This window comes from Citrobacter sp. Igbk 17, from assembly GCF_028069775.1.
Taxonomy (GTDB): domain Bacteria; phylum Pseudomonadota; class Gammaproteobacteria; order Enterobacterales; family Enterobacteriaceae; genus Citrobacter.
On sequence record NZ_JANEWI010000021.1, the window covers coordinates 66,068 to 85,286 of the forward strand.

General features: G+C 52.8%; 13 protein-coding genes and 1 pseudogene. 10 read left to right on the plus strand and 4 right to left on the minus strand.

Going from position 1 to position 19,219, the window contains the following annotated elements; all coding sequences use genetic code 11:
* Nucleotides 1-29: 29 nt before the first annotated feature.
* From NNO08_RS13900 to NNO08_RS13945, 10 genes and pseudogenes are all read left to right on the plus strand, one after another.
* Nucleotides 30-315 (plus strand): annotated as a pseudogene (locus NNO08_RS13900) (IS3 family transposase); the annotation flags it as partial.
* Between the two features lie 114 nt (nucleotides 316-429).
* The gene (locus NNO08_RS13905) at nucleotides 430-738 is read left to right on the plus strand and encodes an integrative conjugative element protein, RAQPRD family (protein ID WP_271456940.1); all 309 of its coding nucleotides are present in this window, start codon (nucleotides 430-432) and stop codon (nucleotides 736-738) included.
* The gene (locus NNO08_RS13910; RefSeq protein WP_040091180.1) at nucleotides 731-964 is read left to right on the plus strand and encodes a TIGR03758 family integrating conjugative element protein; all 234 of its coding nucleotides are present in this window, start codon (nucleotides 731-733) and stop codon (nucleotides 962-964) included. Before NNO08_RS13905 ends, NNO08_RS13910 begins: the two co-directional genes overlap by 8 nt.
* Nucleotides 965-973: 9 nt before the next feature.
* A complete protein-coding gene (locus NNO08_RS13915; RefSeq protein ID WP_271456941.1) occupies nucleotides 974-1,291 on the plus strand; it encodes a TIGR03745 family integrating conjugative element membrane protein in 318 nt (105 codons plus the stop codon).
* A gap of 1 nt (nucleotide 1,292) precedes the next feature.
* Nucleotides 1,293-1,646, plus strand: coding sequence for a TIGR03750 family conjugal transfer protein (locus NNO08_RS13920; RefSeq protein WP_271456942.1), 354 nt, complete (start codon nucleotides 1,293-1,295; stop codon nucleotides 1,644-1,646).
* On the plus strand, nucleotides 1,643-2,302 hold the full coding sequence (locus tag NNO08_RS13925) for a PFL_4703 family integrating conjugative element protein (RefSeq protein WP_271456943.1): 660 nt from the start codon (nucleotides 1,643-1,645) through the stop codon (nucleotides 2,300-2,302). The genes NNO08_RS13920 and NNO08_RS13925 overlap by 4 nt, the downstream gene beginning before the upstream one ends.
* Nucleotides 2,299-3,066, plus strand: a complete 768-nt coding sequence (locus tag NNO08_RS13930; protein WP_271456944.1) for a TIGR03749 family integrating conjugative element protein — start codon at nucleotides 2,299-2,301, stop codon at nucleotides 3,064-3,066. Before NNO08_RS13925 ends, NNO08_RS13930 begins: the two co-directional genes overlap by 4 nt.
* Nucleotides 3,063-4,358: a TIGR03752 family integrating conjugative element protein gene (locus NNO08_RS13935; RefSeq protein ID WP_271456945.1), complete on the plus strand. Its 1,296-nt coding sequence runs from the start codon at nucleotides 3,063-3,065 to the stop codon at nucleotides 4,356-4,358. The genes NNO08_RS13930 and NNO08_RS13935 overlap by 4 nt, the downstream gene beginning before the upstream one ends.
* Nucleotides 4,355-4,714 carry a TIGR03751 family conjugal transfer lipoprotein gene (locus NNO08_RS13940; protein ID WP_271456946.1) on the plus strand — a complete coding sequence of 120 codons (360 nt, stop codon included), beginning with the start codon at nucleotides 4,355-4,357 and terminating at the stop codon, nucleotides 4,712-4,714. The genes NNO08_RS13935 and NNO08_RS13940 overlap by 4 nt, the downstream gene beginning before the upstream one ends.
* Complete coding sequence (locus NNO08_RS13945) at nucleotides 4,711-7,350, plus strand: conjugative transfer ATPase (RefSeq protein ID WP_271456947.1); 2,640 nt, start codon at nucleotides 4,711-4,713, stop codon at nucleotides 7,348-7,350. The genes NNO08_RS13940 and NNO08_RS13945 overlap by 4 nt, the downstream gene beginning before the upstream one ends.
* Before the next feature lie 75 nt (nucleotides 7,351-7,425).
* Here the strand turns inward: NNO08_RS13945 and NNO08_RS13950 are convergent, their stop codons facing one another.
* The 4 genes from NNO08_RS13950 to NNO08_RS13965 form a co-directional block, all read right to left on the minus strand.
* On the minus strand, nucleotides 7,426-8,574 hold the full coding sequence (locus tag NNO08_RS13950; RefSeq protein WP_271456948.1) for a PD-(D/E)XK nuclease family protein: 1,149 nt from the start codon (nucleotides 8,572-8,574) through the stop codon (nucleotides 7,426-7,428).
* A gap of 7 nt (nucleotides 8,575-8,581) precedes the next feature.
* A complete protein-coding gene (locus NNO08_RS13955; RefSeq protein WP_271456949.1) occupies nucleotides 8,582-14,530 on the minus strand; it encodes a DEAD/DEAH box helicase in 5,949 nt (1,982 codons plus the stop codon).
* Nucleotides 14,531-14,544: 14 nt separating this feature from the next.
* Nucleotides 14,545-17,325: a kinetochore protein gene (locus NNO08_RS13960; protein ID WP_271456950.1), complete on the minus strand. Its 2,781-nt coding sequence runs from the start codon at nucleotides 17,323-17,325 to the stop codon at nucleotides 14,545-14,547.
* Nucleotides 17,326-17,360: 35 nt separating this feature from the next.
* The coding region (locus tag NNO08_RS13965; RefSeq protein WP_271456951.1) for a hypothetical protein at nucleotides 17,361-19,219 on the minus strand (1,859 nt) is incomplete at its 5' end.

Below are 19,219 nucleotides of genomic sequence, written 5' to 3' on the forward strand. Positions count from 1 at the left end.
TCTTGAGTCCTTAAAGGCTGACGAAAAGTGATGATAATCGATTTATTATACAGATAGTTACCTATTTCAGCATCGGGTACCAGGCCCAAAAGATATTATCAAAAGCTCTAAAACCAGCCTCGAGGTGTGAGCTGAATAAATCTGATAACGGCGTTCAGACTCAGTATTCATTAGGCTTGCTAGAGCCTGAATAGAACGGTTTATCATTACTGTCCGGATACCACTTGTGACGAGTCCGTTATTTTCGCCTTACAGGCTACCAACGAACGGTATCCACGATATGTTCTTCCGAAGTTATTTCTGATTCTACAGCGGTTGTCGCACCAAACTGTCTACTGAAATCTTTCCCCAAGCACAACCATTTCCTCGCTGATCCTATACCACCCCATCTTTTACTCTGCCCGAAACAAGCCTCCGGAGAACGATGTCATGCGCAGCCGCTTATTATTTCTGTTACTGACTTTACTCATAGGGTCGCAGGCCTGGTCCACCCCGGAATCCACCCAGCTCGCCCTTGCGCTGAAACAACTCGACGGCGTGAAAACCTCGCTGGAGCGTGCCCAAACCCGCTCCAGCACCAATCCACAATCGCGCTACTTCTTCGACTACTTACAGGCGCAGCAGGACATCTCTGCCGTTGAACAGGGCATTCGCCGCTACCTTACCCCGGCAAGAGCGCAGCCGCGCGCCGTCCAGCCCCTGAGCGCCAGCTACCAGCGGGAGCATCCCGATGACTGACTCGCAACTCGCCGCCTTTCAGGCCGCAAGCCTGAGCAAACCGGAGACCGTCAGCCTGCTGGTGCTCGGCCTGTTTACCAGCGCCCTATTGCTATGGTGCGCCTGGACGCTAATGGTCGCCTGGCAGGGAGTCTGCCGCCAGCGTCTGAGCTGGCAGAGTTTTGGCGCGGTGGCGGCCCGTTCACTGTTACTGGTGCTGGTCAGTTTCTGGCTGGTACTGAGCTGAGGAGGAATCATGCGCTGGCTGTTGTTACTGTTATTTGCTGCATTCAACGCCTTCGCCGACCTGCCAACGATGGAAGATCCGTCGCGTGGCCAGGGCAAAGGCATTATGGAGACGCTGCAAAACTACGGCTTTGACATCGTGGTGCTGCTGGCGCTGGCCATCTGCGCCGTCGGTTTTCTGGTGGTGGCGAACAACTGCATTGCCACCTACTCGGAGATCCAGAGCGGACGCAAGCAGTGGAAAGATCTGGGCTCGATGGCGGGCGTCGGCAGCATTCTGTTGGTGGTTATCATCTGGCTGCTCAACCAGGCTTCGGACGTCCTGTGATATGGAGAGCATCCCCTTTCTCCCCGACCGCCTCAACCGCGAGCCTGTGGTCTGGCGCGGTCTGACCACCAGCGAGTTGTTTCTGGCGCTGGCTCTCGGTCTTGGTGGCGGTTGCATATCCGGCATTCTGCTGGCCCTGCTCAGCGGTTACTGGCCGTTGATCCCCGGCTCGGCGCTGGCAGGCGCGGCGTTGTTGATTCAGGGCGGTGGGCGCATTCTGGCGCGCGCCAAACGCGGTAAGCCAGACACCTGGCTACCACAGGCAATCTTTGCCTGGCAGGAACGCCATCATCTTCGGGGTACGCAACTGATCCAGCACAGCGCCGTATGGGTAGTGCGCAGGAGTCCGCGATGAGCCGCTTTCGCCATGCGCTGGCCGAGCGCGATAACCATATTCTGACGCTGCGGGCGGTGATTATTCTGTTGTGTCTGTGTCTGGCGTGCATCGGCTACGGCTGGTACCGCGCGCCGCAAAAGCTCACCCTCTGGTTCCCGCCGGACCTGCGCAGCGGCAGCACCCGCCCGTGGTGGGAAGTGCCTCCCGCCAGCGTCTACGCCTTCACCTTTTATATTTTCCAGCAACTGAACCGCTGGCCGGACAACGGCGAGGAGGACTATTCCCGCAACCTCCGCTCGCTGCGCGCCTACCTGACGCCCGCCTGTTACACCCGGCTGGAGCACGATTTCCAGGTGCGGCGCAACGGCGGTGAACTGCGCGAACGCACACGCGGCGTGTATGAGCTTCCCGGCCACGGCTACAGCAGCCTGGTGCATGACGGCGATAAACGCCCCTTCCCCCGCGTCGAGACCTTAAGCCGGGATGCCTGGCGGGTGACACTTGATGTAGCGGTTGAGGAGTATTACCAGAACGAGCCGGTGAAAAAAGCGCTGGTGCGCTACCCGTTGCAGGTGGTGCGTTACGCCATTGATGCGGAGAAAAATCCGTGGGGACTGGCGATCGACTGTACCGATGCCGCGCCGCAGCGTCTGGTGGCGGAGGAGAAACCATGAAGCCAGTCCTCTTTACTTTATTGTTCAGTTTCCCCGCCTTCGCCACGGAAGTGGTGCAGTGGGAAAACATCCCGCTGCCCGTCACGCTGCATGTCGGGCAGGAGCGAATTGTCGACGTGGGTAAACCGGTGCGCATCGGCTATCCCGCCACGCTGGAAGGCAAAGTGCGTCTGCAAAGCGCAGGCGACAAGGTCTTCCTGCTGGCGAACACGGCGTTCCCGGCCACCCGCATCCAGTTACGTGATACCGGCAACGGTGAGCTGATCCTGCTGGATATTCATGCCACCCAAGGCACTTCGACACTTGAACCCGTGCAAATTAGCTATGCGCCACAAACGCCTGCCACAGCCAAAGCATCCGTTCCAATAACAGCATCAACCGAGCCCCTGCCCGTCCTGCTGGTGCGCTATGCCGCGCAGAGCCTGTATGCGCCGCTGCGTACCGTCGAAGCCCTGCCCGGCGTCACGCCTGCCCCCGTCCGACTGGCGAAACGCATCACCACCTTACTGCTTGAGCAACCTGTTACCGCCACCCCGCTGGCGTCATGGCAGGTCAACGCCACCACCGTCACCGCCATCCGCCTGCAAAACCAGAGCGGACAGCGCATCACGCTCGATCCGCGCGAACTTCAGGGGCAGTTCACCGCCGCCACGTTCCAGCATGACTGGCTCGGCCCGCGTGGTCTGGCAGAAGATACCACCGTGGTGTACCTGGTGACGGAAGGCCCGGTTTCCCGCGCCCTGCTGCCGGAGGCGAAACCATGATGCCGCGCCAGAGCCTCCTGCTGAAAATCCTGCTGCCCGTGGTTGTCTTTCTCACTGTCTGGTTACTGCTGCGCCCGGCCAGCAAAAACACCACTGAGAAATCCCCGTCCCGCACCGTGGCAGCCTTAACGCCGCAGGAACTGCGCGATCTGGGCATCGATGGCGACACGCCTGCCGATACCGTCGCCACGCTGGTCGGCCAGATGAAGCAGTACCGCCGCGAACTCCAGTCAATCCAGAGCGATAATGAAAGCCAGCAGGCGCGCGAAAAGCGACTGAAAGCCCAGCAGGCGACGCAGGTATCGGAGTTACGCGGCGATATGCGCAGACAGCAGGATCAGATGCGCGATGAGTTGCTGAAAAGCCAGCGTGGGTTGCTGGATAAACTCGACCGTCTGATGGCGAAACGCCCGGATGATATCCCGCCCGGTCTGGGGCTGACGCCCGGCGAACTGCCCGCCGACGTACAGCCGGATATCCGCTGGCTGGAGCCGCTGGATGCGCCCCCTCCTGTAGATGAAAAGCTGCTGCGTGTCCCCCTGAAAGCGGCGGACAAATCGCCGATGAAACCTGACGTAAAGATCTATACCCTGCCGCAGAACGCCACACTGACCGGATCGGTCGCGATGACGGCGCTGATTGGCCGCGTACCGCTCAACGGCACCGTCAGCGATCCCTACCCGTTTAAGCTGCTGATTGGCGAGGACAACCTCACCGCCAATGGCGTTGAGCTGCCGGACGTGGCGGGCGCGGTGGTCTCCGGCATCGCTTCCGGCGACTGGACGCTCTCCTGTGTACGCGGGCAAATCACCTCCATGACCTTTGTGTTCCACGACGGCACCATCCGCACCGTCCCACAGGGCGGCAAATCCAGCAATAAACAGCAGGAGATCGGCTGGCTCTCAGATAACCAGGGGCTGCCGTGTATTCCCGGCGAGCGCAAAAGCAACGCGAAGGAGTACCTGACCTCGCAGTTCCTGCTGGCGGGTTCCGGCACGGCGGCACAGGCCTTCGCCAATGGCGAAAGCACCACCGTGGTGGAGGACGGCAGCATCACCAGCGCGGTAACAGGCAACAACGGCCAGTACGTTCTCGGCCAGGCCATCGGCGGTGGGCTGAAGGAAACCGCCGACTGGATGAAACAGCACTACGGCCAGATGTTCGACGCCGTGTACGTGCCGCCGGGCCACAAGGTGGCGGTGCATCTCACCGAAGCGCTGGCTATCGACTACGAGCCGGAAGGCCGTCAGGTGAAATACCAGCAGGCCATCACGCCGGGAGGTCTGGAATGATACGCACCCTGTTCATACTTCTGTTTTTACTAGCCGGATGCAGCACCTCACAGGAAGAGCTGATGCCGGTCGATCCTGACGCCAATATGCTCACCCTGTGGCAACAGCAAAGCGGCCGCAGCGCAGCTCTGCTGGATGCCCGCGCCCGGTTGCGCCGCCCGCCGGATGGTCCGGTGTCGCAACCCGAAGCGGATACCATCCGTAGCCAGTTTCCGCGACTGCCCAATCCGGATATTGTGTTGTACGTTTTCCCGCACCTCAATGGCAACACGCCGGTGCCTGGTTACAGCACCCTCTTCCCTTTCTATACCCGTCCGCAGTATGCGCTGCCGGGCGAACGCCTGACGCCGCCATGAATGAACGGCGCGGCCTGACCGGACAGGCGCTGAATGCCAGCTACCGCAAGGGCCCGTCCTTTGTCGACTGGCTGCCATGGGTGGAATTTTTGCCGGAGTCGCAGACGCTGCTGCTGGAGGATGGCCGCTCGGTAGGTGCCGTTTTTGAACTGAACCCTGTCGGAACGGAGGGCCGTTCTGACGCCTTTCTGGAACAGGTGCGCGATACCGTCACCGACGCATTGCAGGATGCCTTTGACGAGCACGAACGCGCGCCGTGGGTGGTGCAGTTTTTCTGCCAGGACGAGGACGACAGCAAGGCGTGGCTGGCATCACTTGCCGCTTACGCCGCGCCGGAGATCCGCGACTTCGCCTTTACCCGCGAATGGCTCACGCAGATGGCAAACCATATGGCCGCGCTCACCCGTGAAGAGGGGCTGTTTCTGGATAACACCGTCACCCGCACCCGCTGGCGGGCGACGTGGCGGCGCACGCGGATGGTGGTTTACCGCTGGCTGCCCGGCCTCTCGCCGGACGAACCGTCCCCGGAAGAGACGCTGAACCACATCTGCGAACGGCTCACCGCCGGGCTGAAAGCGGCGAGTATCAGCGCTGTCCGCCAGAATGAACAGGCCATCCACCGCTGGCTGGTACGCTGGTTTAATCCCGCGCCGCCCGTTGAAGATAAAAAAGCCTTCTGGCGACAACTGGATTTACCGGAAGCAGAATCCCTGCCCGTCATCACCGATTTCGCCGAACGACTGCTGACAAGCGAGCCGCGCTCAGATGCGGAGAACGGCGTCTGGTGGCTGGATAACCGCCCGCATAAAGTGGTGGTCGTTGACCGCCTGCGTAAAGCGCCGCCGCCCGGCCTGCTGACCGGGGAAACCTCGCACGGCAACGGCATCAACGCCCTGTTCGACCTGCTGCCCGCAGGCACCATTATGAACCTGACTGTGATGGTATATCCGCAGGACAAACTGGAGCAGCACATCAGCCATCTCTCCGGACGGGCGATTGGCGACAATACCGATTCCGAATACACCCGCCGCGACTGCCACGAGGTGCGCAGCTATCTGAAAGACGGCCATAAGCTCTACCGCAGCACGCTGGCGTTCTACCTGCATGCGCCCGACACCGATACCCTGTTTCGCCAGCAACGCCAGTTGCACAGCCTGTTACTCAACGCCGGACTGGTTCCGGTGCAGGAGCAACACGAAGTCGCGCCGCTCAGCCACTGGCTGCGCTGGCTGCCGATGTGCTTCGATCCCCTGCGCGATCCGCGCGGGCTGTATACCCGGCTGAACTTCGTCCAGCATATCGCCGGGCTGCTGCCAGTGTACGGACGGGAAACCGGCACCGGGCATCCGGGAATTTGCTACTTCAACCGCGGCGGCGCGCCGCTGTGCTTCGATCCACTGAATAAGCTGGATCGTGCCCAGAATGGCCACCTGCTGCTACTCGGCCCGACCGGGGCGGGCAAGTCCGCCACTCTCAACGCCAAAATCGCGCAACTGATGGCGCTGCACCGTCCGCGCCTGTTTATCATTGAGGCCGGAAACTCATTTGGCCTGATGGCGGACTACGCCGCAGCCCATGGCCTGACGGTGAATAAAATCAGCCTGCGCCCCGGTTCCGGCGTCACCCTGCCCCTATTCGCCGATGCGTGGCGACTGGTGGAACAGGCGGTTACAGATGCCGAACCGCCGGAGGACGAAGAGAGCGAGGGTGACGGCCAGCGCGACGTACTGGGCGAAATGGAGATCACCGCCCGGCTGATGATCACCGGCGGCGAAGCGAAAGAAGATGCGCGCCTCACCCGGCCAGACAGGGCGATGATCCGCCAGGCGATTATCGCCGCCGCGCTCACCTGTTATGAGGAAAAACGCCAGACGCTGACCCAGGATATCCGTGACGCATTGTTTGGTCTTTCCCGCGACAGCAGCCTGCCGGAAGCCCGCCGACAGCGAGCCTACGAGATGGCGGAATCCATCAATCTGTTCTGCGCCGGGTTTGAAGGTGAACTGTTTAACCGCGAGGGCCAGATGTGGCCGGAGGCGGACATCACCCTGGTGGATCTCGCCACCTTTGCCCGCGAAGGCTATGAAACGCAGCTTGCTATCAGCTATATCTCGCTGATTAACCATATCAACAACATCGGCGAGCGCGACCAGCATCTGGCACGGCCTATCGTCAATATTACCGACGAGGCGCATATCATTACCGTCAATCCGCTGCTGGCGCGGTTTCTGACGAAGGGCTCGAAGATGTGGCGCAAGCTCGGCATCTGGCTGTGGCTGGCGACCCAGAACCTGGCGGATTTTCCCGATGAGGCGAAGAAACTGATAAATATGATTGAGTGGTGGGAACTGCTAGTGATGCCGCCAGAAGAGATCGATCAGGTATGTCGCTTTAAGGCGCTGACCGAAGAACAACGGCAACTGCTGCGTTCGGCGGTGAAGTCGCCGGGGCAGTATACCGAGGGCGTGGTGCTGTCACCTCGGGTTGAGGCGCTGTTTCGGGTGGTGCCGCCCGCGCTGTATCTGGCGCTGGCGATGACCGAGAAGCATGAGAAGGCAGAGAGGATGCGGATTATGCGGGAGACAGGGTGCAGTGAGGTGGAAGCGGCAATAAAAATTGCCATCCATTCCCACTAATAAATGCGCTCGAAATCATCTTCCCAGCCGGGTAAGATCATCGAGCGTTGTTTAAGGTAAGCGTTTTCCCCAAGTCTAATTCTCTCCTTCACTCTGCCAGTGAAACTGAAACGCCGATCTTCTTGTATCCTGCATATTGATGACGTAGAAGTTGCGGGGAAAATACTCTGTTGGTGCCTCACTGAAGGTGTTTAATCCATACAATGCAATTTGTTTTCCTGTTATTTCCGTTGGATCTGGGATGGTGCTGGAAGGCACACGAAAGACCTTAACAACTGAATTATCGGGTAGCAGGATCTTCAGCGTAAGAAGATGATCGTCACTTTCTGCATCAAGTAATTTTCCACTGATATCGATTCCGCCATGCTGATGATCAGAAAGAGACGGTTGCATCTGCTTGCGTAGCTTTTCTGTCCAGGCCGGGCACGAGCAACGGCAGGAACAATGGGAGCAGTACGTGCCTGGACAAGCCAACTCATATACTGAAAGTGGGATATTCCGTGGCAAAAGTCGATTAATATTTTTGATAATCGTAGTGACCCGTTCAATCAGGTCAGTATTCAGTGTCCCTTCCCAACTATCACGGCTCCCCGTCAGAACTAACCCAATGTTCATATCAGGTGCTCGCTCTTTTACCATTATGCCATAGGCCGCAACCTGTAACAGGTTAGCTTCTTTCGGCTGGTTTTGTTCGTCTGTTACCTTTCCGGTTTTCAAATCAACTATGTTTAACCGATCGGGTCGCTCATGATATATGAGGTCGGCCCGCCCATGCATATCGAAATCACTGCTAGTCAGCATAACCTCCCGGCCAACGGGTAATGTTTTTTCGTATGCGGGAACCCCTTTTATGAAAACAGGCGGCAGAAGCGATCTGACGTAACGGATCTGGGTAACAAGCATTTGGCGCGACACCAGCCCGGCAACGCCGTGACGGTCATATATCCACTTTGCTACCGGCCCAGCGCGTCGATTGGCTGTCAGCGCAGTCGTAAAATCATTTTCCAGTTGCCTGAGAGTATAATTCCCGAAAGCGCCCCCCCGGTGTGTCACTGAATTGACGCGTTGATGTATTACCTGCCCTAGAATCACTCCCGGATGCAGCGGTAAACGTGCGTAAGAATGAGCTTCACTTTCCAGCAGGTATTTCGCCGGGCAAATGACGAAGCTCCCCAACAGAGAAGGAAGCACCGGACGAGTACGCGATAGCGTCATTTCATTCATTGCTTTATCACTCCTGAGATGAGGACGCCTGAGTCCGTAATTTTGCCATTTCAGTCCCCATGCGGCGGGATAATGCAAAAGTATTCGTCGCGTCTAGGTCCACCTCATATGAAAATGCCTCAAGTTCCGGGTTTGCAGCAAATGCAGCATCGGGATCCCAGAATGGATGTAGTACGGCAGCCCAACGCCCGGCCCCGGTGCGAATCACGGGTATATTCCCCATCATTTCTGCGGCACTGTCGCTGTATAGCGAAGCGGCCTCCTTGGCTAATCGTAGGGCATTCTCTGACCAGTCAGCTACGCCCGGAGAGGTAAAATCACCGTTCAGCCCGGCGTTATAGGTTTGATCCAGAAGAAGTTGAATAACATCCAGTCCCAGACGCCAGTCCAGCAATCCGTGATACGGCTGGTTTCCGTACCGGTGCAGGCAGTGATAACACCCCTGAAAGCAGCGTTCGCGATGATCGGGTTGCAGGAACTCAGCCAGCGGGTAGGCCGTTTTGTTATTTAAAATATTCTTCATGGCCTCAAGGATAATGAAAGAACCGGATGCGCCCTTCTGCTGTAGCCGTTCACATAACCCTGAACCATTAACCAGACGATCGGCCATTTGCAGAACCGGTACCGACTTACCGTTTTTCAGCATTTGAACACGGGGTTCCAGAATTTCGATTTCTTCAGGATCAATATCCAATAGCTCTTTTGATGCATAGTTCACAATGATAGAAGACGCCGAGAGCGCAGCAGCTCTGAATGCCGGAGTTAGAGTAGAATACTGTAGCCGGAGACCCGGCGGGGTTTGGGCAACCATCAGCGCAAGTAGATCAGTCACTTTAGGCGCGGCAAGATAAAATGTGTTTCGGGTATCTCCCCGATCGGTAAAGCGGTTTTTAACTAACAGGTCGGCCTCAATTATTTGACTATCCATCCAAACCCGGTTCGCCCAAAGCGGCTGGTAGGTCCCCTGCTTTCTGAAAGGGACCGATAGGCTCCCCTGTGTTGCGCTGAAACCACGCCATGTTTTATCGGTATAAATTCCCCGATTCAGGCGGTGCAGACATGTCTGTGGCTGAAGCTGTATCGCCACATTAACGTCAGGCTCAGGCGTTGCAGAAAAAGCGTAGGCTTCTGCAATTGATACGCGACTGGCCGTGGTCAGGATCTGATCAAAATCCTCCTTGGCCGATTTTGGTTCCAGCGTGGTGATAAATCCATAAGGAACATAGCATTGATAGCGCTCAGCCTTATCCATAACGGCACCGCAGATAGTACATTCGGTAGCCAGAGAGTTTGCCGGAGCCCAAATGTTGCACACCGGACAGGCGGTCATTGTTCTGATTTCACCCGGTTCGCAGGCATTTGAATAAAATGATCGTGGATTTTTTCTGCTCTGTTTAAGCAGTCCACTATAACCTGCTGTAAAGTAGCGTCGTTTATCCTGAACCAGAATTTTTCCGGGGGCAAATTCCTGTATCGCAATATCCAGATCGCGATCCATGCTGGCGAATTCGATTTCTTTTCCACCTGTGCTTACAGGCCTTGTCAGCAAAAGGCGTGATCGGGTCGGCATGCCATACATTGGGAATTTACCGTGTTCCGCCAACGCTTCAGCCAGTCCTTTCGCCTCCATCGCGCTGTCGTTCAGTACGGCGTTGATATCCTGAATCAGCTGTTCCGGCGTCAAAGGCTGAATAATTTTCTGGAACAAATGGGGGTTTTGCTGTGTGCTAGTCTGGGCAAATTTATCGCGCGCCAGGATGGTTGCTTCGATGGCCTGCCGGATTTTTGGCAGCCAGTCCGTTTGGTTTTCTTTCAGCCAGTGCACCGGGAAAAACTCACCATGGTTATCAGGGACGTGTGCGTAGTCGTCAACCGGCCATGGGTGATCGGCTTTTTCCGTTTGCTGTCTTAACCATTTGAATGCCGACACCAGCCAGATTTTTCGTACCAGTCTCTGGCAGATCATTTCCAGCTTTGTAGTCAGAAACGGTGGCGGAGGGAGGTCACCTGTAATTTTTTCCGGATAGCGGAAGTAAAACAGATCGTGACTCTTACTGCGACACGCGGTTAATACGAATGAAAACGCTTGTCCACGTCGTCCGGCACGTCCGACACGTTGTTGATAATTAAAGCGCTGTGGCGGCATGTTGGCCTGAAAGACCGCACGTAAATCACCGATATCCACGCCCACTTCCATGGTTGTGGTTACGGAAAGCACATCAACCACCCGAGCTGCCCGGTCAAGATCTCGATCGGGCTCAAAATTTTTCATTCCTTCTGGTAAAATATCATCGTCGTCGGCAATCAAAATACCTTTAAACCGGCGTAGCCTTGCCGCCGGATTTTCGGTCATTCCAGTCAGTTCCTCTGAGCGCATCCTGTGAATACCAGAAGAATGTGAGAGACGTTTGCCGAGATAGTGTTGCATCTGGAGCGTTTTTGCCTCACTGCACGGCGTTTCTGGTAAAGGAGAGTAGCAGCGAGTACAGATTCCCGCGCCGGTGTGCATGTGTATACGCCCACAGCGGGAGCAGCGCCAGACGCGATCTGTAGGTTCCGCCAGGCGAAAGTGCATTTTACCAATATCAATAATACCGCCCTGATGACCCGCCAGCTCTAGTCGCCGGAGAAAACTATCAATTAAAGATAAAGGCTCGCCTCCTGAACACTGGCATATCTCCTGTGTAAAACGGTACAGGCGGTTTCTACGATTGACATCGCGCGCTGAACTCCATGGAGTTTCTGGCTTTGTATATTGTGAAGGGGTAACCCGGTATGCGTCCGCCAACACACGAAACATTGCGTCATAAATCGCGAGATGTTCCCGTGAGTCGTTTCCGGTAATGGGAAGGCAGGGATAACCCCAACCGGACTCTTCCAGCGCGAAGTAGGTTTTACTGAATACGCTTTCCCCCACCAGCCGTTTCAGATCGCGTGAAATCTCCTGTCGTGCAACAAGCAGGTTGTCTTCATAGGATGGAAGCGCCTTCCAGCACCACTCCCCCTGCGCGTTCTTTTCAAAGAGTTGTTGCCATGCAAAGGTCAGCGTGCCTTCTTCATGTTTTTCTGGATCGGGAACAGGCGCGATGCCAGTACGATCGGAAGGGTGAATACCTGCATCTACCTGCGCACTTAATAGCGGGCCAAGTGGTTGACCTGCATCCGGTGATTCAGGTTCGAGGATTTCACGCAGAGGTATGCTGTCAGATTCAGGCTTTGATAATAACCCTCTGATTTTCTTTCGTTCATCAGCAAGTTGATCCAATTCATCCTCTTCCTCATCCGACCTTACGCTGAGGTTAACGAGTGTTTTGTTCCGGTTCTCTATCTCTGCCTGGCGTATTTTTAGTTGGTTATGGGACGGTTTATCAGCCGCAATAGTCTGTAGCGAATGGACAACAATTTCTCGTCTGACGTCGTCATGGTGACCCGATTCCAGATCGAGCGCCGCCCTTGCGGCATCTTGACGACTGTCTGAAAACGTTACCAGTTGCTCACGGTTACCCGATCGCTGTAGTTCCGCCATAAGCGAGCTGGCCAGTAGTTGTGTCGTTTTCGAAAAACCGACGCGAAAACTACGGATTGGGGAGAGCTTACCTTTGCCGTATTTATAGGACGTACCGCACGCCGGACACTGAAAAGGTAGCGCCGTTCCCGGTGACTGGCTGGATGACTGGCCTCTTTCCGAGGAGGCAAATTCACCCGGTTTAACGTAATAGAACCAGCCCGCTATATGGTTTTCCGGTAGCGGTTTTAAGAGCGATACTGGGTGTTGAATAGTGGCGGTAAATGGATCGTAGCTGGCTTTTACCCAAGTACCAAAAGTATTGTCATTATCGCTGTTTAGCTCCTCATTTCCTTTCGGCCAGAAACGTTCGACAACGGGCATAAATAGCGCGTATTCTTCAGCAGATCGGCGTTCTACCATGACTGATTTTGCGTGTTCGGGCAGTTGTTCCGTATCAGGGTCGTTGGGTAAAAGTTCAATTCGACTTTCTGAACCGGAAAAGACCGAAGGTTTACCCCCCCAAAAGAGATTACCGCAACATTCACAATAGAGTAATTCGACACGCCGCGATTTTTTATCTTTGCCGTAACGTAAGCCGGACTCCACGGTAAGATCGCCAAAATATCTGTGATTAATTTCTTGCGCAGATGCAGCGCTAGGGACGGGCAATGGCGCGACATATAACCCCTCAAGAGCGCGCAAAAAAGCATGAGCGCGGAAACGTGGCGCACCGATATCATCAGGAAAGGCATGTGAAAACCATTGCGGCCAGTCTCCCTCAGTCGAACGTAACCAGATTAATGCCTGGAGCGCTTTGTCACTATGGGGTTGGGCGTTAAAAAGGCGTGAACTAAGCATTTTGATTGACGTAGCTCTCGGAGAATGATCGTCCGTATAGCAGCCACTTTCAAGCAGGTTGCCCGCCTGTAAAACGACACGTTGCGCTAGTTGTTCTGTAGAGGCTTCACTGACTATCATTCCCATGCTGCGGGCGACATTCTGCCAGTGTTGTAATGAGGTAAGTGGTGCTTGCTGTAACTGAAGCACTGCGTGATAAAACGCCTCCAGATCCCCCTGGAAAAGAGACATATTGCCCGGGGGAAGGGTGTCACCTTTAATAATACATTCTCTCCAGTCGCTGGAAGAGGCACCGGCGGGTAATCCCCGCTGACCGAACATTCCCCATAAATATTCGACGCTTTGGTCACCTTCAGACCCTTCAACGGGTAAAGAGGCGCTGGAGGCCAGAATACGCAATTTGTGTCGGTGTTTTTCCTGATCCAGCCCCAGACGGTTGATCAAATGTTTAAGCAAGTAGCTGACTTCAGTACCCGCGGTTCCTCGCTGTAGATGAAGCTCGTCAAGAATAAGATAAAAATAGGCATCAGGATCGCGCTCAATCCACTGTCGGGTTTGCTCAAAAATAGGATCGTCCACCTCGCGAACCAGCATCGTTGAGAGCATGCTGGTGTTGGTGATCAGAATATCGGGCGGTGTCTTTTGCATTTCCCAGCGGCTGAGAACCTCTCCGCCAGCGGTTCGGGGGAAATTAAACGATAATTCGTTATCCTTGTCCTGCTGCGCTTGTCGTACCGCCTCCTGATGGGTCTCTTCCGTTAATTGCATATATTCACGCAGCTCAGTGATTTTTTTAGCCACGCGCTTTTTCTCATTTTTTTCTTCACTGAGTCGGGGATGTTTAAGCCAGCCAGTTACTTTAGTTGCGCTGGTATAACGGCCAAAGAAGATCCGGTTGCCGCCGAAATGCGTATCCATGACATCATGAGCTTCGCTGGAATCCAGCGCCCGTCGCATACGTACCAGTTGATCTTCTACCAAGGCATTCATCGGGTAGAGGATCAGCGCGCGTACCGCTTTCGGACGAGCAGCGGCTTCATGCTCGCGCATGAAGCTGGGCTGTTTATCCGCTACCTTATGCCACCACGGTTGCCAGCGCTTCAACGCCGGGCTTTGCGGCCAGCCGGTAGCTTCTTTTGCGATCTGTGCCAGAACCGGCAGTAAAAATGATTCGGTTTTACCGGAACCGGTCCCGGAGGTGACAATGCCCGGTTTCCCTGGCTGTACCCCTCTTTTCAGCATGTCCAGTTGATGGGTATAAAGATTAAAACGTCCCTTAGTTGAATCCGTTTTATTGCGGGGCAGAAGTCCACCTAAACAGAGGTCGATGAATGCCGCCCTTTGTTGCGCATTAAACCCTGGCAACCATGTCTGACCATGAGCATCATTTCGTAATTCACTGATAGTTAAGCCATAGTTCTGATATCGGGACATCGGCTCAAGAAATAGATCGGCACATAATGTCCCTTGCTGTTCCAGTAACGCTCGCCGTTCAGTCTGTATGTCTGATGAACCAATACGGAAGGCCGTTTCAAGGTACGAAATATAAAAATCTCTTATTGATTCAAATGTTTCCAGTGGGTTATTCATTATTAATCCTTTGCTTATAACTGGAAAAGGGTCTCAAGTACGCTTGCAGATTCACCGGTAGTCATTTCCTGAACATATGGCCCGAACTCCGGGGCAAGAGCATCAATCGTGGTCGCAATATCTTGTGCCGTACTACGGCCTAGGCTATAAGCCAGACGGGCAACAGCTTGTGCTTGTTCATCAGGAAGTAAAGAGAGTAGCGCTGCTTCTAGCACTTCCCTTGGCGCACAAGCTTGGTACTCTGGCTGGCGGTTGTCCACATAGATTGTCTGCCATAGTTCAAGGGTAATACGAGAAGGCGTGATGTCAGTATTTTGCTCAAATGGCCGTTCATCCGACCATATATTTTCTGCAAGAAACAGGGGTAACTGGTAAGCAAGAGGAGCCTGTAATGGAAACGTGCTTTTCCCGGTGGTGAATGTGAGTAAAAAAAGTATCGGGTGTCGGATGGGCAAATGTCGCAGAGCCTGCCGCCGATCCGTCCAACTGCATGCGGCAGGATGGCGAGTTCTGAATAAGCACTCTTGGAGTTCAGGGAGCAGCGTTTCTGGAGGAGTGCGGTTAAAACCACGCAATTCAACGATGCTCGCCAGCCCTGCCTCTTGTTGATGGGTCAAAAAATCGCCTAGCGTCATGGTATTAGTATCGCCGGATAAACGGATCAATGTGGGGGAGTTCATTAAATCACTGAAGCTAAAATGATCGCTATGTACCGATACTTCTCCCCAAACATTCCCGGCTAAGAGGTTCGCTAGTGAGGCGATAGTCTCTTTCGTCTGTTTTCCCATCAATCCGACTGCGGGTGTAACACTCGTAGCGGCAATCAGGCTGGATAATAAAGATTCACTTAGTCCCGTCGCCAGAACCTGTTTTTCGATAGCCGATGATAGTTGATGTTTGCGAGTCAGGGCATTCGCCTCTGCTAATGGAAAATTAGAATTTACTGATTCGGCTACAGATTCTGGTGCTATTTGTCGTTGGGCAGGTTGTTCCTGCACTGTTTCATTTTTAATTATCGCCCGCAGTAACGCTGTCTGGGCCAGCGTTTCAATTCCCGCTTGAGATGCAGCTTCGAAGGTCTTTTTAATCCGTTGTTCCAGTTCATTTTCTTGCTGACGTAGCGCTTTATTAATACGATCGGTCTCTTTTTTCAGTTTTTTCTTCTGGTCGTCGATTTCATTTTCAAGCTGTATTTTCTTTTCAGATAATACCTTTATTGATTGTTTAATCTGGTACTGTTCTTCTTCGTAACGAGTCAGTATTTCTTGTTTCTCAATATTAATTTGCGCTTCAACCTCAGGTAAAGCCAATAACTGTTGAGTCGTATCGTTAAGAAAGGATCTTGTATCTGCTATCTGTTCCAGGCGAGATACTGCACGAAGATAGGATGCCTCATTATCAGACTCATGTTCAGCAATAAAATGGGTTAAATTTTGTAGCTGTCCTTTACTGAACTGAGGGAAATCTTTTGCTGAATCAGTGCGCTTAAGCAGACGTTTGATCCACGTGCTGGCTTCAGCGCAATCATATTTTTTACTCACCTGAGGGAGTTCAGTGATCACCCTGAGGGCATGAGAACCAAGTAGTGTCTGAGGAACCTGACGATAACTCTCTAGCGGCATATCAAAGTCATATTTTTTAGGATCAGACAAGTCACCCGGTAATCTTAGGGATACGCCATCACTTAGGTGAAAAATGACCGCCGTATCGTTTTGCGGCTGGTAGCGGGTCAGTAACCACTCTCTGACAGCATCAGGCTCATCAGAGGCATGAGGCAGCGCAACGACAGGATAAACGCGCGACAGGTAGTCAGTAATAACATACTGCGCGGGTTTATCAGACGGCTGATATCGGGCTTTCCATATTGCTATTTCACCCCGAGTAAATTTTTTGCTGAAATAGCTTTCAAAACCAATGGCTTCACCTCCATGGGGGAAAAGATCTTTTACCAGTTCCTCCGGGAGGTCTCGTAGGTTGCCATTAATTAACAGACTAATCGGCGTAACAAAAAAAGCGCCGGATGCGGTTAACGCTAACACTTTTCCAATGAACAAAACTTCGTCCATCGAACTGTCGATTTCTTTGGAAACAACGGGAGGAGCCTGTATTACACTGGTACCATCTATTGTTTTAAGGCCGTAACTGGCTTCAAACTGATCGATAAGCTCCCCCAATTTTCGCGCCATCGGTAAAGAATGTTCTGATAGCTTTGTCCGCCATCGATTATCGGCTGTTCGCGTTCCCCTGAGTGCATCAACCAATCCCCCAACAAACAGCGGTATAGTGCGCTCTGGCTTAGGAATTTCTTTACACTGACTAATTAAGGCACAATGTTCAATGTCTTCATCCATGAAATTAATTGTCGAAGAGTCAGAAACACCATGTTGGGGTAAATCTATTTCTTCACCATTCAGGAATTTCGTTATAATTTCAGGGCAGTCAGAAGAAATATAGAATCCCAGAATAGTGCGCCATAACGGTTTACAGAGTTCAATATCTTCCGCATTACTTTCTGCTTCTAACAGATCTCTGAGAACATTTTGTGGGTCATTTTGTTCAGAAAACGTTAAATTTTCACGAAGCCAATCAGACACAACAAGTTTGGCCTTAGGTGGTAACGTACGGAGAAAATGTAACCTTTTCTCTGGTCCTTTCGGTAAATTATCTGCTTTAGCGCCATTTCTGGTGAGCCTTTGCTTGCACTCTTGCAAGCATCTGATCAATTCATGAGATTCTGTACCGAAGCTGTACATTTGGCCCAGCCGGTCGCTGATAATACTTTTCTTTTTAGCCATGTTAAACGTTCTCCTTACCACCTGATTCTGTAAAATTACTGTAAGGTTCTACGCAGCTTGCGTGTTGTCAGCGCTCTGTTCCGTCGTGCCAACGCGCGTTGGCACGAAGGGGAAACCATTACATTGTCCCAGAGTGGAAATTTCCCCCCTGTAAATAAGTAACCACCATTATCCGTTATAGACAAGCATCCATGGGCAACATGGATCCACCACTGTAAAACGGAGGGAGGTAACGCAAAGATTTTCTTTGACCAGCACCAGTCAGTATCGCCTTTTTGCACGCCAACCGTTTCTCCTGAACATATCATCTGAGCCATTAATGCCCAAGAGAAGCTATCAGTTTGCCAGTATCCGGTGTTCTGCCGAATAAAATAACGGTAACGCTGCTTTTCCTGACACCGTATCAATAGATTATTAGCCGTTTGAGTAAGCCGTTGTTCTTCTGACCATTGGTATTTTTCAGCTTGCCATAGCGACACATGGAGTTCCGGGGGTAAAGCCGGGATAAACTGCATTTGAGACAGCGGTAGCAATACTCCGCTCAAAGCATTTACGGGGAAATCGTCGTGACTAACCAAACGTAACCCAAACTGTTCAATGAAAGCATGAATACGCTCTCTGGCTGATAGATGCAATTCAATACAACCCATTGAACAACCTTTATCCTCAACCAACCGACGCCCTATTCGCTCACCGTTATTAAGTGCTTCTTGGAGAAGATTACGTTCACTTCTTGTAAACATCCCCAGAATTCGGGCAACAATTCCCTGCTCAGTGACATCAACGGAAATGGTTCTTTCAGCCAATGAGACTAACGAATATGGCGCATGACGTCGTTGTACTACACAAAGCCAGCCAGCAGCAAAGAGCATGCGACGCAATTGCCACTCGGGTATCCTCGTTACCTGTGATACGGGGTCAATATGTTGTTTTAATTCACCAAAAGGCAATGTGCTACGACGTTGAAAACGCAATGCCAGCGCCTCAGCGAGCCAGTCAAATGCTGCGGGTATATTATGTAACTCGGTATATTGGCAAGTTTCAGGAAGGCAATTTTCATACTGCCATAACATCTGAGCACCACTCAATGGTGTTATTTCTTCGCGTTTCAGTGGGGGGGGCACTGCCGTATCCCCTAACGCCATTAATACTCCCGATGGTCCATCAATAAGCCAATCATGTGGCTCTGTAATTTTACAATAAGTGGCGTAAGGCGCGTGATCTAACACGTGTACATCAAAATTTACTGGGATATCTGAATGCGCTAACGTAAGTTCGTAGCGACAAAATGCCTGACCAGATATTTCCATCAGCTCCTCTGGTGGAATGAATAATCCTTCAACTCCCTGAGATAGCGAGCCATGAGTTAATTCTTCTCCGTCTTTACTGCTGATGACATAGCATCCTCTTAGTACTTCAGGCATATGAATTATCGGTGTACTGGCAGGGTTAAGCAGTATAGCCTGTCCAAATCGAGCTGCACCTGACATACGAGGTCGTGCAGGCTGCCATCCCTGTATTAGAAAACGACGGGCTTCTTCTGGTAACAAACGGGCAATCTTATCCAGCGTTTGCCTGCCAACTTTATCGGAAGAAACTATCGACCATTTGGTAGATTTAATATCCCGACGCTGTACTCTTTCGCCAGCCTTCTTCAAGACAGTAAAAATACTGTCTGCATATGTATGATGAAGTATTAAATAGGTTGGAGAATTTTCATAATACTCACCTTCTGAACTAATATGACAAAAATCATCACGAAAAAGCGGCAAACACCCAGACCGCAGTGCGACTCCCACTCGTGATTTATAGAAATAACCCTTCCGTTTTTTTAATAATAAATCCAAGGAATTTAATGTGGTGCCTGTGTCTCGCTCGTAATATATATTATTAT

Bases quoted from the DNA above. Each gene is read 5' to 3' on its own strand.
- NNO08_RS13950 (WP_271456948.1), bottom strand. From the start codon at position 8,574: ATGAATGAAATGACGCTATCGCGTACTCGTCCGGTGCTTCCTTCTCTG.
- NNO08_RS13910 (WP_040091180.1), top strand. From the start codon at position 731: ATGACTGACTCGCAACTCGCCGCCTTTCAGGCCGCAAGCCTGAGCAAA.
- NNO08_RS13920 (WP_271456942.1), top strand. From the start codon at position 1,293: ATGGAGAGCATCCCCTTTCTCCCCGACCGCCTCAACCGCGAGCCTGTG.
- NNO08_RS13930 (WP_271456944.1), top strand. From the start codon at position 2,299: ATGAAGCCAGTCCTCTTTACTTTATTGTTCAGTTTCCCCGCCTTCGCC.
- NNO08_RS13915 (WP_271456941.1), top strand. From the start codon at position 974: ATGCGCTGGCTGTTGTTACTGTTATTTGCTGCATTCAACGCCTTCGCC.
- NNO08_RS13960 (WP_271456950.1), bottom strand. From the start codon at position 17,325: ATGGCTAAAAAGAAAAGTATTATCAGCGACCGGCTGGGCCAAATGTAC.
- NNO08_RS13925 (WP_271456943.1), top strand. From the start codon at position 1,643: ATGAGCCGCTTTCGCCATGCGCTGGCCGAGCGCGATAACCATATTCTG.
- NNO08_RS13935 (WP_271456945.1), top strand. From the start codon at position 3,063: ATGATGCCGCGCCAGAGCCTCCTGCTGAAAATCCTGCTGCCCGTGGTT.
- NNO08_RS13905 (WP_271456940.1), top strand. From the start codon at position 430: ATGCGCAGCCGCTTATTATTTCTGTTACTGACTTTACTCATAGGGTCG.
- NNO08_RS13955 (WP_271456949.1), bottom strand. From the start codon at position 14,530: ATGAATAACCCACTGGAAACATTTGAATCAATAAGAGATTTTTATATT.
- NNO08_RS13945 (WP_271456947.1), top strand. From the start codon at position 4,711: ATGAATGAACGGCGCGGCCTGACCGGACAGGCGCTGAATGCCAGCTAC.
- NNO08_RS13940 (WP_271456946.1), top strand. From the start codon at position 4,355: ATGATACGCACCCTGTTCATACTTCTGTTTTTACTAGCCGGATGCAGC.